Raw genomic sequence first — 12,597 nt, forward strand, 5'->3', positions numbered from 1 at the left:
CGCTCAGCACCAGCAGCGAGCTCAGGCCTGGCCGATGCCCTCGAGGAGCTCGGTGAACCAGGCCTGGCTGTCGTCGAACGGTTTGTGCCCGGCGATCCGCTCGAACTCGATCGCGCGGAGCTCGTCGCCGCGGTCCTCGTCGTGGCCGATCACGCCCGGGCGGCCGGCCATGGCGGAGGCGACGGCGAGCTCGGCCATCTCCTTGATGAGGGCGAGGTCGGTGTCGTTGGCCGGCGCGGAGCGGGAGAAGTAGCCCGACTTCTGCACCATCTTCTTCTCCGCGCCGATCGCCTCGGAGAACCGGTTGGCGAAGTAGCGGCCCGGGTTGATGGTGTCGATCTTGACGTGGCCGAACGGGTCGCGGCCGACCGTCTCGCCGGCCGCCTCGAGGTCGGCGACGATGTCGTCGATGCCGGCGCCCTCGGCCAGGAAGATGTTGACGCAGCCGATCTCGTCCATCACGGCGCGCAGGCGGGTCGCCTCGGCAGCGAGGTCGATGGCGCGCTCGGGGACGTAGACCGCGTGGATCGCCCACTTGCGCCCGTCGAGGCCGATGCCGGGCAGCCACTCCTGCTCGGCGTGCCAGGCCATGTAGTCGCGGGCCGCGGCGGCCGTCAGCCAGCCGCTCGCGCGCCCCATCACCTCGTGCACGATGAGCATCCGGGGGTTGGAGCCGTGCTCGGCCAGCACGTTCTGGGCGAAGCGCGACGCCTGCTGCGCCGCGGTCTGGGCGCCGAGGCTCTGGCGGATCGGGACGATGTCGTTGTCGATCGTCTTGGGCAGGCCCACGACGGTGAGCTCGGAGCCCTGCTCGCGCAGGTGCGCCGCGAGGTCGGCCGCCGCCGTGTTGGTGTCGTCGCCGCCGATGGTGTGCAGCACGTCCACGCCGTCGGCCCGCAGCCGCGCGGCCGCCACCTCGAGCGCGCTCTCGTCCGCGCCGATCAGGCCACGCTTGCGGCAGTCCTCGTCGTTGGTGAGCTTGACCCGGCTGTTGCCGATCGGGCTGCCTCCGTAGCGGTGCAGCAGCGCGGCACCGGCGCGTACGTCGGCGCCGATGGTGATGCTGTTGCCGGTGAGCAGGCCGTGGTAGCCGTGTCGGTAGGCGATCAGCTCGATGTCGGGGTCCGTGGCGTCGTAGGTCTCGATCAGGGCGCCCACGGCGGAGGAGAGGCAGGGGGCGTACCCGCCCGCGGTCAGGAGGGCAACACGCTTCGGCATGGGCAGCAGGGTAGTTGGAACGTTCTAAGCCCGAAAGGGTGCCCGCACCGCGGAATCCGCCCCCAGAGGGCGCCCGGGAGTGAACGACCGGCCGACACGGCGTCGTCGGGACGGGCGGTGGTTGCCTCGCCCGTCCGGCGAGTCCATTGTGAGGAGAGGCCGTGCGGTTCACGGAACGACGACGGGAGTCTCGATGAGCGCGACAGAAGCCACGCAGCAGGACGTCGACGGATCGGAGCCGGAGCTGAGGAGGGTCATCGGCCCCCGGCTGCTCCTGCTGTTCATCGTGGGAGACATCCTCGGCACGGGCGTCTACGCCCTCACCGGGAGCGTGGCCGGTGAGGTGGGCGGAGCCGCATGGGCGCCGTTCCTGGTGGCGTTCGCCGTCGCCACGATCACGGCCTTCTCCTACCTGGAGCTCGTCACGCGATACCCCCAGGCAGCCGGGGCCGCGCTCTACACGCACAAGGCCTTCGGCATCCACTTCGTCACGTTCCTCGTCGCCTTCACAGTCATGTGTTCCGGGATCACCTCGGCGTCGACTGCCTCCAACGCCTTCGCCGGATTCCTCAACGACGGCTTCGACCTCGGCTTCGAGGTGGGCGGCACCGGCATCCTCCTCACCGCACTCGCGTTCATGGCCCTGGTGGCGGCGGTCAACTTCCGCGGAGTGGGTGAGAGCGTCAAGGCGAACGTCGTGCTGACCCTCGTCGAGCTGTCCGGCCTGCTGATGATCATCTTCATCGGCCTCTGGGCCGTCACCCAGGGCAACGCCGACTTCTCCCGCGTCGTCGTGTTCGAGAGCCCGAGCGATCGCAACACCTTCTTCGCCATCACGGCCGCCACGTCGCTCGCGTTCTTCGCGATGGTCGGCTTCGAGGACTCGGTCAACATGGCCGAGGAGTGCAAGGACCCGATCCGCGACTTCCCGAAGATGATGCTCACCGGGCTCGGCGTCACCGGCCTCATCTATGTCCTGGTGTCCATCACTGCGGTGGCACTGGTCCCGGTGGGCGACCTCACCGACCCGGACAAGGGATCGGCGCTCACCCAGGTCGTGGCCGCCGGAGCGCCCGACCTCCCCTTCGACACGATCTTCCCGTTCATCGGCATGTTCGCCGTCGCGAACTCGGCGCTCATCAACATGCTGATGGCCAGCCGGCTGCTCTACGGCATGGCCAACCAGGACGTGCTGCCCCGCACGCTCGGCAAGGTGCACGCGACTCGTCGTACGCCGTGGGTCTCGATCCTCTTCACGACCGCGATCTCCTTCGGCCTCATCATCTACGTCGTCCGAGCGAGTGCGTCGGAGGAGGGAGCGACGTCAGTGGCACTCCTGGGCGGAACGACGGCGCTCCTGCTGTTGTGCGTGTTCACGGTCGTCAACATCGCGTTGATCGTGATCCGGCGCCGTCCCGACAGCCGGGACCACCAGCACTTCACGGCACCGACCCTCCTGCCCTACCTCGGTGCCGTCACCTGCGCCTTCCTGGCCGGGCCGTGGGCGCGCAGCGACGAGCAGCAGGAGCAGTACGTCATCGCGGGCTTCCTCCTCCTCGCCGGGGTCGTGCTCTGGGCCCTGACCTGGCTCACGAACCGCGGCGTACGCGCCAAGAAGACCGGCTTCCGCGACATCGAGCACATGGAGGACGATGTCCGCTGAGGTCGTCGACACGGCCGGGTGCTGCTCGGTGGTGTCGTGCCCTCCGTCTACGGTTGGCCGCGTGACACGACGACCTCTCGGGCCGCTGCTGGCTGTGCTGGTCGCCGGCGCGCTCGGCTGCTCCTCGGTCACCCCTCCCGCGCCGCCGGCGAGCGCGACGCCGACCGGGGACTACCCCGCCCCGACGATCGACGGCGAGCCCGACGCGCGCGGGCCGCGGGAGCGCCCGCCGGTCCCGCCCGCCCCCGTGCTGGCCGACGCCTACCGCTTCGTCTCGGCACCCGACTTCCTCAACCAGGACGTCGCCGACCTGACGGCGGGTGGTCGCCGTACGCATGTCGTGAAGGGCACCGGGGAGGTCGCCAACTCCACCAACGCCTCCTACGAGACCGCCCTCGACCGGGTGATCGACGAGATGGCCTCCCACGGCACCCGCGACGTGCTCGTGCCGGGCGACCTCGTCGAGGGCCGGTGGGGCCGTGACGACGCACGCACGGGCGTCTTCGGGCCCGTCCGCACCGAGGCGCAGCGGATGCGCGCCTGGCGCCGCGCGGCCGACGTCTACTACCCGGCCTGGTTCGAGCGGTTCGACGCCCACGACCTCCGCACCTACCCCGCGGTCGGCGACCACGAGGTGGGCGACGACCCCTGGCAGACGCGCAGGCGCAACCCCTGGGTCGACTTCAAGCGCCGCCACGTCCCGCAGATCAAGGAGATCTTCGCCGACCACGCGCTCACCCGCGCCGACGGCCGGCCGCGCTTCACCGACCGCCCGCGGCGCGGCCCGGCGCGACGCACCGCCTACGCCGTCCGGCTCGACGCGGACGTGCTCCTGGTGACGCTCGACGTGTTCGAGCGACGCGACGGAGACGTGCACATCTCGGTCGACCCCGCGCAGCTGCGGTGGCTCGAGGGCGTGCTGAGGCGCGCCCGGCGGGCGGACGTGCCCTGGGTGATGGTGCAGGCCCACACGCCGATGCCGGGGTCGGTCCGGGTCCGCAACTCCACCCACCTGGTCTACGAGGGCGGCCTCCGCTCCGACCTGTGGCGCACGATGGTCGACGGCGGGGTCGACGTCTACCTCAGCGGCGAGGTGCACGACCAGACGGTGCGCCAGCGCGACGGGATCCTCGAGGTGTCGCACGGCTCCCTCTTCTACCGCGGCGAGGCGTCCTACGTGGTGGGTCAGGTGACGGGCGACGATCTCGTCCTGGAGAACCGCCAGTTCCGCGGCACCGTCGGCTACGACGAGCGGCTGTGGACCACGTCCCGCCAGGGCGCCCCGGGGGAGGTCACCTACCCCCTCCGGTCGATCGTCACCGGCACGCTGGTGGCCAGCCGTACGCGCGCCGGCGGGCTGCGGGTCGAGGACGCCGAGGGCGTGCTCGCGCCGAGGGGATGATCTCGCGGAAGCCGGTCAGCGTGCCTCCGCGCGGACCAGGCGTACGGCCAGCAGCAGGTCGATGAGGTCCTCGACCCGGCGCACGTCACACCCGGTGCGCTCGGCGATGCGGTCGAGGCGGTAGTAGATCGTGTTGGCGTGCACGTGGAGGTGCATCGCGGTGAGCTTGGCGTTGAGGTCGTGGGAGACATAGGTGCTGAGCGTCTCGACCAGGATCCCGCCGGTCGCGAGGTCCTCCTCGACGAAGGCACGCACCTCGGGCGGCACCAGTCGAGCGCTCTTCTGGCTCGAGATGAGCAGGTCGAGGGTCGACATCTCCTCCATGGCGCGCACGCCGGGACGGCCGAGCAGCGAGTCCATCGCGGTCCGAGCGTCCTCGTAGGCCCACGGGATCTCACGGAAGCCGGTGCGTGCACTGCTGAGGCCCACGCTGGTGAGGATGCCGTCGGCAAGAAGGGAGACCACCGCCGTACGGACGCCCTCCACCACGCGGGCCGGGCCGCTCGCGCCCACCGGCAGCAGGGCGACCACCTCGTGGTGGCGCGCCACGACCATGCCCCGTCCGGCCACCGTCAGGGCCGCCCGCAGCCTGGCCCGCTGTTCCGCCCCGACGAGCTTGGACGGCAGGGTCGCCACGAGCGCGACGAGGGGCACGTCGTCGGCCAGGCCCATCTGGGCCAGCGCCAGCTGCCGCTCCTCGACCGTCGGTGGCTTGCCGGCCAGCAGGTCCTCGAGGAGGTCGCGAGCCAGGCGGGCGGAGTCGGCCAGCTGGTACTGCTGGGCCTCGAGGTACGCCTCGGCCGCGGCCGTGCTGCCGACCTCGATGGTGCGCATCACCTGGCTGACCAGCAGGAGCGCGGCGTCCTTGGTCGAGGGCCACTCGTTGACCCCCGCGAGGATGTCGTCCCACAGGGTCAGCTGGCCGACGCGGAAGGCCTTCATGAAGTCCGACAGCGTGATGCCGAGCTCGACGCGGCGCATCGCGTGCTGCCCGCTCCAGGGGAAGTCCGAGCGGAGCGGGTGACGGCGGTCGTTGACGCTGGCGAGGAACGCAGCGAAGACCTGCCGGCAGTGCGCCTCGACCTCGCGGCGCAGTCCGGCGTCCGCGCGGTCGCCGTACGCCGGCACCTGGTGCCAGATCGAGTTGGTCGCGTCATGGGCGATCACGGACTCGCGCCGCTGGACCCACTGGGCGAGCTTGTCCGCACTGCGCGCCTCGCCGCCGAGCGCGACCGTGGTGTCCGTCATCCAGCCTCCCTCGAGGTGATCGCCCATGGTCGCCTGCCGATCGCGGTTCCGCCACCCCTCCGGCGGCGGTTGTGATCCGGCCATGACCCGGCACACGAGGCTTTGGGCGGTCGACCAGTGACATCGGCGTCGTGCCGGGTCCACGATGTGACTCTCGTCACTCGCACCTCCCGGAAGGAGAGTGAGGTCCACGATGCTCTCCGCCCGCAACCTCGAGGTCGTCTACGACGACGTCGTCCTGGCCCTGCGCGGGGTGAGCATCGACGTGCCCGAGGACCGGATCGTCGCCCTACTCGGCTCCAACGGAGCCGGCAAGACCACGCTCCTGCGGGCCCTCACCGGGCTGCTGGACATCCACGACGGTGAGGTCACCAAGGGGCGGGTCACCCTCGACGACACGCCGATCCACCGGGCCAGTCCCGAGCGGGTCGTGCGCCAGGGGGTGCGCCAGGTGCTCGAGGGACGTCGCGTGTTCGTGGAGCTCAGCGTCGAGGAGAACCTCAAGGTCGGTGCCCACACCGCCCGCTCGCGCATGGCGGACAACCTCGAGCGCGTCTACGCGTTGTTCCCGGTGCTCGGCGACCGGCGGGCCGCGATCGCGGGATACCTCTCCGGCGGTGAGCAGCAGATGCTCGCCATCGGCCGGGCGATGATGTCCGAGCCGCGCTACCTCCTGCTCGACGAGCCCACCCTGGGGCTGGCGCCACGGATGGTGGAGAACATCCGCGACGTCGTGCTCGAGATCAACAAGAGCGGCACCGCCGTGCTGCTGGTCGAGCAGAACGCGACGATGGCCCTCTCGATCGCCCACCACGGCTACGTGATGGAGACCGGCCGGGTGGTCCTCGACAAGCCGGCCGACGCCCTGCTGAAGGACGACGACGTGCGCGAGTTCTACCTCGGCCTCCATCCCGGCCAGGACGGCCGCAAGTCCTTCCGCGACACCAAGCACTACCGGCGCAAGAAGAGGTGGTCGGCATGACAGGCCAGGCGCCCGACCCGACACCCGTCGCCCGGCTCGACGACGTCCACCTCTCCTTCGCAGGCGTGAAGGCCGTCAACGGAGTGAGCTTCGAGGTGCGACCGGGGGAGCTGTTCGCGATCATCGGCCCCAACGGGGCGGGCAAGACCTCGCTCTTCAACGTGCTCTCCGGCGTCTACCGGCCGCAGCAGGGCTCGGTGGAGTTCATGGGGGAGAGCATCCTGGGCCGCCGACCGCACCAGATCGCCGCCATGGGCATGGCCCGGACCTTCCAGAACATCGCGCTGTTCGAGCACCTCACCGTCCTCGACAACCTCATGCTGGGCCGTCACCAGCACATCACCTACGGCTTCCTCCAGGCGTTCGCCTGGGTGGGCACGGCACGCCGGCAGGAGATCGAGCACCGTCGCGCGGTCGAGGAGATCGTGGACTTCCTCGAGCTCGAGCAGTGGCGCAGCATGCCGGTCGGCCTGCTGCCGTACGGCGTGCAGAAGCGCGTCGAGCTCGGCCGGGCGCTCGCCATGGAGCCCAAGCTCCTGCTCCTCGACGAGCCGGTGGCCGGGATGAACCTGGAGGAGACCGAGGACACCGCCCGCTACGTCCTCGACATCCGCGACGAGCTGGACGTGCCGATCATCATGGTCGAGCACGACATGGGCCTGGTCATGGACCTCGCCGACCGGGTGCTGGTCGTCGACTTCGGCACCCCGATCGCCACCGGGACGCCCGACGAGGTGCAGCGCCACCCCGACGTGGTGCGCGCCTACCTGGGCAGCGAGGTCGGGTCGTGAGCAGCCCCGTCACCCGGATCCGTGCCCACGCCGCGGCGATGCCCGACGCGGTGGCGCTGCGCGACAAGCACTTCGGCATCTGGCGGGAGTGGACGTGGGCGTCCTACTGGGAGCACGTCCAGCTGGCGGGCCACGCCTACCTGGCCCTGGGCGTCGTGCCCGGCGACCGCGTCGCCATCCACTCCGAGAACCGGCCCGAGTGGCTGATCTGCGACATGGGCGCGCTGGCCGCACGCGCGGCGTCCGTCGGGGTCTATCCCACGAACCCCGCCGCGGAGGTGGGCTACCTCCTCAACGACTCGGGATCCAAGGTGCTGGTCGCGGAGGACCAGGAGCAGGTCGACAAGGCCTTCGCCGTGCTCGACCAGGCGCCGGACCTGGCCCGGATCGTCTACCTCGAGCCGCGCGGCATCCGCCACCGCTACGACAGCGAGCTGCTGCTCTCGTGGGAGGACTTCCTCGACCTGGGCCGCGAGCACCGTACGGCCCACCCGGACGCGATCGCGGAGGTGATGGCCGGGCAGGAGCCCGCGGACCTCGCGACGCTGATCTACACCTCCGGCACCACGGGCCCCCCGAAGGGGGCGATGCTCACGGTCAGCAACGTCGAGTGCGCGATCCAGGTGCTCGTCGAGCAGGGCGCCTTCACCGACCCGCCGCCCGGGCCGCAGGACCTGACCCTGTCCTACCTGCCACTGGCGCACGTCGCCGAGCGGATCTTCTCCACCTGGTTCAACGCCGCGGCGGGGACGCAGGTCAACTTCGCCGAGTCCATCGAGACGGTGCCGGCCAACCTCCGTGAGGTGCAGCCCACCATCCTGTTCGGCGTCCCGCGGATCTGGGAGAAGCTGCTCGCCGGCGTCGAGACCCGGCTGTCCGGCGCCTCCTGGTTCAAGCGGGCGGTGTCGCGGTTCTGGCTGGGCGTCGCAGACGACATCGGGCAGCGCCTGGTCGCGCAGGGCGGTGTGCACAGCACGTCGACGCGCCTGAAGTACGCCGTGGGCTACGTGTTCTTCTACCGCGCACTGAAGGACCGGCTGGGCATGCGGAAGGTGCGCTACGCCGCCTCCGGGGCTGCCCCGATCGCGCCCGAGGTGCTGAAGTTCTTCATGGGGATCGGGGTGCCGATGCACGAGGTCTACGGGATGACCGAGAACACGGCGGTCGCCACCGGCAACCGTCCGGGCCGGATCCGGCTGGGCACCGTGGGCGAGGTGCACCCGGGCACCGAGCTGCGGATCGACGAGGAGACGGGGGAGATCCTCACCCGCAGCGGCGCCACCTTCGCGGGCTACTGGCAGCGCGAGGAGGCGACCCGCATGGCGTTGACCCCCGACGGGTGGCTGCACACCGGCGACGTCGGCGAGTGGGTCGAGGGGACACACGTGAAGATCACCGACCGGATGAAGGACATCATCATCACCGCGGGAGGCAAGAACATCTCGCCGTCCATGATCGAGAACGAGCTCAAGGCCTCGCCGTTCATCCGCGAGGCGATCGTGATCGGCGACGGCCGCAAGTACCTCACGGCGCTGATCGGCATCGAGCTCGACACCGTCGGCGAGTGGGCCCAGCGTCGGCAGCTCGGCTACAGCACCTACCGCGACCTGAGCGCCAAGCCCGAGGTCGTGGAGCTGGTCTCGGGGGTGGTCGACGCCGTCAACGCCGACCTGTCCCAGGTCGAGCGGATCAAGGTCTTCCGGCTGCTGCCCAAGGAGCTCGACCACGAGGACGGTGAGCTGACCGCCACGCAGAAGGTCAAGCGCTCCGCGATCTCCCAGATGTTCGAGGACACCGTCGTCGAGATGTACGGGGGGGCCACACGATGACCCAGTTCCTGGAAGTGGTCCTGCGCGGGCTCGGCTCGGGCTCGATCTACGCGCTGCTGGCCCTCGGCTTCGTGATCATCTACAAGTCCACCGGGGTGATCAGCTTCGCCCAGCCAGCGATGATGCTGACCGGCGCGACGATCACCAGCTATGTCGGGCCGGCCCTCGGCGTGATGCTCTTCACCGGCTTCTCCTTCTTCGTCTCGATGGCCGTCGCGGCCCTGCTCACGGCGGCCCTCGCGCTGCTGATCGAGCGAGGGGCGGTCCGGCCGATGGTGGGGCGCCCGGCGTTCGTGGTCGCGATCATCACCATCGGGATCGACATCGTGGTCCGCGTCGTGACCAGCGGCTTCATCGGCCTGGGCGCCCGCAACATCCCCAACCCGTGGGGACTCGAGCGGGTGGAGCTGATCGGTCTTCGGGTCCAGGAGCGGCACCTGGTGTCGCTGGCCACGCTGGCCGTCGTCGTGGCGGCCCTCTTCTGGTTCTACCGCTACACCCGCCACGGCCTCGCCATGCGGGCCGCCGCGTTCGACCAGGAGGCGGCCCTCACCCAGGGCGTCAGCGTCGGCAGCGTCTTCGCCCTGTCGTGGGCGATGGCGGGGGCCCTCGCCGCCGTGGCCGGAACGCTGCTCGCCATCTCGGCCGGGGTCGACCGGCAGATCTGGATCGTGGCCCTCGTCGCCCTCCCCGCGATCATCCTGGGCGGCCTCGACTCGCTCGAGGGTGCCGTGATCGGGGGGCTCGCGATCGGGGTGGTGGAGTCCCTGGTCGGCACCTACCAGCGCGACTACGCGCCGTGGCTGGGCGACAACTTCGCCGTCGTCTCGCCCTACGTCCTGATGTTGCTGGTGCTGCTGGCCAAGCCCTACGGCATCTTCGGAACGCCGGAGGTGAGGCGCGTATGACCACCCTCTCGACAGGGTCCACGGACTCGACGGGCTCGACGGGCTCGACGACCGCTACGCGGGAGGCCGCGCCCCGCGCGCGCCGCACCGGGCGACTGTCCGGCCGGCCGCAGTTCTACCGGTCGTACGCGCAGGAGCTCGCGCTCTTCAACACGCGACCCAAGCGGATCTGGGTCGGCATCATCGTCCTGGCCGCCTTCGGGTTGTCGCAGATGCTGACCGACAACCACCTCAACACCCTCGCACTGGCGTACGCCTTCGCGATCGGTGCGCTCGGCCTCAACATCATCACCGGCCTGGCCGGACAGGTGTCCCTCGGCCACGCCTTCTTCCTGGGCGTCGGCGCCTACACCGCGGCGGCGATCTCCGGCGACCCGGACGGACGCACCATCGGCTTCGGCATCACCAACATCCTGGTCTGGCTGCCCGCAGCCGGCCTCGTGGCCGGGATCGCGGGAGTGGTGGTGGCGCCGCTGGCCACCCGGCTCCGTGGCCTCTACCTCGCGATCGTCACCCTGGGGCTGGTCTTCATCGGCGAGCACCTGTTCCGCGAGTGGAGCGACCTGACCGGTGGCGCGGGCGTGGGTCGCGAGTCGGCCGTGCCGGAGCTGTTCGGCCTCGAGTTCGCCAGCGACGGCGACTACCTGACCTCCGACCAGAAGTTCTACCTGCTGATGCTGGTGCTGATGCTCGTGTTCGCGCTGGGTGCGCGCAACCTGGCGCGCTCGCGCACGGGTCGCGCCTTCGCCGCGGTCCGGGACCGTGACATGGCCGCGGAGATGATGGCCATCAACCTGCCTCGCGCCAAGACGGTGGCGTTCGCCATCTCCTCGTTCTACGCCGGCTGCTCCGGCGCGCTGATCTACAGCATCATCGGGTTCTTCGAGCCGTCCAGCTTCGGTCTGCTGCTCTCGGTGCAGTTCATCGCGATGGTCCTGATCGGGGGAGCGGGCACCGTCAGCGGAGCCATCATGGGCGCGCTGTTCATCACGCTCCTGCCCACCCTGACGCGCGAGCTCCCGGCGTACGTGCCCTTCATCTCCGGCCAGGTCACCGACACCCCCAACGTCTTCCAGCTCGAGCAGGTCCTCTACGGCCTGCTCATCGTCGGCTTCCTGCTGTTCGAGCCGCGGGGACTCTTCGGCATCTGGATCCGGATCCGCAACTACTGGAAAGGCTGGCCCTTCAGCTACTGAGCGGCCGGACACACACAAAGGAGAGCACCGTGAAGTCAAGGAAGTCAGCAGTGCTGCTGGTCGCGCTGGCGCTGCTCGCCACCGGTTGTCGCGGTGGCGGGGAAGCAGAGGGTGAGTCGGCCGTCAATGCGCCGGGTGTCACCGACGAGGCGTGCCCCGAGGCGGTCAACGCCGACAACGGGTGCATCTACCTGGGCACCATCTCCGACCTGACCCAGGGTCCGTTCGCGCCGCTGGGCGTGCCCATCACCGAGGCGCAGGCAGCGTTCTGGAACCGCGTCAACGAGGACGGTGGCATCGGTGGCTACGACATCGACGTGACCAAGTACGTCAAGGACAACCTCTACAACCCGCAGACCCACCAGCAGGTCTACGGCGAGATCGAGGGCGAGGTGCTGGCGCTCGCACAGACGCTGGGCTCGCCGACCACGCTGGCGATCATCCCCGACATGGACCGCGACGAGATGATCGGCGCCCCGGCGTCGTGGACCTCGCTGTGGGCCTTCGAGGACGCGATCCTCGAGTCCGGCGCCAACTACTGCGTCGAGGGCATGAACGCCGTCGACTACATGGTCGCTGAGAAGGACATCGCCTCGGTGATGGCGGTCGGCTTCCCGGGCGACTACGGCGGTGACGGCGCAGCGGGTGCCGAGATCGCCGCCGAGGCCAACGGGCTCGAGTTCACCGGGGTCGAGACGGCGCCCGGCCAGGAGGCGCAGGCGGGCGCGATCAGTGCCATCGTGAAGCAGAAGCCCGACCTCGTCCTGCTCGGCACCGGACCGACCGAGACCGCTGTCATCGTCGGGCAGGCAGCCGCCCAGGGCTTCCAGGGCCAGTTCATCGGGCTCGGCCCGACCTGGAACCCCGCCCTGCTGGAGACCCCGGCCGCCCCGGCGCTCGAGGCGCTCTACATGCAGTCCGGCTACTGGGGGCCCTTCGGCACCGAGACGCCCGGCCACCAGGCGATGCGTGACGCGCTGGGCGACGTGGCCCAGCCCAACGACGGCTACACGGCCGGCTGGGCGTGGTCCTACCCGTTGAAGGCGGCGCTGGAGGAGTGGCTCGAGGGCGACTACGACAAGGACCGTGCCGGTCTGCTCGAGGCAGTGCAGTCGCTGGAGACGATCGACTACGAGGGGATGCTCCCGGAGGAGGCCGGCAACCGGGCCGGTGAGCCCGACGAGACGATCTTCCGCGAGTCGGTGCTGAGCAAGGTCGACCCGTCGGCCCCGTCCGGCGTGGCGATCGTCGAGGACTTCGCGGCCGGCCCGACCGCGTCCGAGCACACCTTCGAAGGAGCGTGCTTCGAGGGCTGAGCCACACGCGTGCCCGGACCCCGACCGCCCGGAGAGCGGTCAGG

General features: G+C 70.2%; 10 protein-coding genes. 8 read left to right on the top strand and 2 right to left on the bottom strand.

All coding sequences use genetic code 11. From position 1 onward, the window contains the following. Positions 1-21 precede the first annotated feature (21 nt). Positions 22-1,218 carry a pyrophosphate--fructose-6-phosphate 1-phosphotransferase gene (locus tag AC57BS_RS08100; protein WP_496410919.1) on the bottom strand — a complete coding sequence of 399 codons (1,197 nt, stop codon included), beginning with the start codon at positions 1,216-1,218 and terminating at the stop codon, positions 22-24. Positions 1,219-1,411: 193 nt separating this feature from the next. Here AC57BS_RS08100 and AC57BS_RS08105 point away from each other — a divergent pair, with 193 nt between their 5' ends. Both AC57BS_RS08105 and AC57BS_RS08110 read left to right on the top strand, forming a co-directional pair. Then, the gene (locus AC57BS_RS08105; protein ID WP_496410920.1) at positions 1,412-2,881 is read left to right on the top strand and encodes an APC family permease; all 1,470 of its coding nucleotides are present in this window, start codon (positions 1,412-1,414) and stop codon (positions 2,879-2,881) included. Positions 2,882-2,942: 61 nt separating this feature from the next. Continuing rightward, positions 2,943-4,283, top strand: a complete 1,341-nt coding sequence (locus AC57BS_RS08110; RefSeq protein WP_496410921.1) for a metallophosphoesterase family protein — start codon at positions 2,943-2,945, stop codon at positions 4,281-4,283. A gap of 15 nt (positions 4,284-4,298) precedes the next feature. Here the strand turns inward: AC57BS_RS08110 and AC57BS_RS08115 are convergent, their stop codons facing one another. Further along, entirely contained in the window at positions 4,299-5,531 is a 1,233-nt protein-coding gene (locus AC57BS_RS08115; protein ID WP_496410922.1) for a PucR family transcriptional regulator, read from the bottom strand. A 193-nt stretch (positions 5,532-5,724) separates the two neighbouring features. Here AC57BS_RS08115 and AC57BS_RS08120 point away from each other — a divergent pair, with 193 nt between their 5' ends. Genes AC57BS_RS08120 through AC57BS_RS08145 form a run of 6 tightly spaced genes read left to right on the top strand, consistent with a single transcriptional unit; the run spans position 5,725 to position 12,553 of the window. Beyond that, a complete protein-coding gene (locus AC57BS_RS08120; RefSeq protein ID WP_496410923.1) occupies positions 5,725-6,513 on the top strand; it encodes an ABC transporter ATP-binding protein in 789 nt (262 codons plus the stop codon). Then, on the top strand, positions 6,510-7,304 hold the full coding sequence (locus AC57BS_RS08125; protein WP_496410924.1) for an ABC transporter ATP-binding protein: 795 nt from the start codon (positions 6,510-6,512) through the stop codon (positions 7,302-7,304). Before AC57BS_RS08120 ends, AC57BS_RS08125 begins: the two co-directional genes overlap by 4 nt. After that, positions 7,301-9,133: an AMP-dependent synthetase/ligase gene (locus AC57BS_RS08130; RefSeq protein ID WP_496410925.1), complete on the top strand. Its 1,833-nt coding sequence runs from the start codon at positions 7,301-7,303 to the stop codon at positions 9,131-9,133. The genes AC57BS_RS08125 and AC57BS_RS08130 overlap by 4 nt, the downstream gene beginning before the upstream one ends. Beyond that, positions 9,130-10,041, top strand: coding sequence for a branched-chain amino acid ABC transporter permease (locus AC57BS_RS08135; protein ID WP_496410926.1), 912 nt, complete (start codon positions 9,130-9,132; stop codon positions 10,039-10,041). Before AC57BS_RS08130 ends, AC57BS_RS08135 begins: the two co-directional genes overlap by 4 nt. After that, the gene (locus AC57BS_RS08140) at positions 10,038-11,237 is read left to right on the top strand and encodes a branched-chain amino acid ABC transporter permease (protein ID WP_496410927.1); all 1,200 of its coding nucleotides are present in this window, start codon (positions 10,038-10,040) and stop codon (positions 11,235-11,237) included. The genes AC57BS_RS08135 and AC57BS_RS08140 overlap by 4 nt, the downstream gene beginning before the upstream one ends. Positions 11,238-11,266: 29 nt before the next feature. Then, positions 11,267-12,553, top strand: coding sequence for an ABC transporter substrate-binding protein (locus AC57BS_RS08145; RefSeq protein WP_496410928.1), 1,287 nt, complete (start codon positions 11,267-11,269; stop codon positions 12,551-12,553). Positions 12,554-12,597 lie beyond the last annotated feature (44 nt).

It is taken from the genome of Nocardioides sp. BGA-UO-ETr-FS32 (assembly GCF_059567905.1).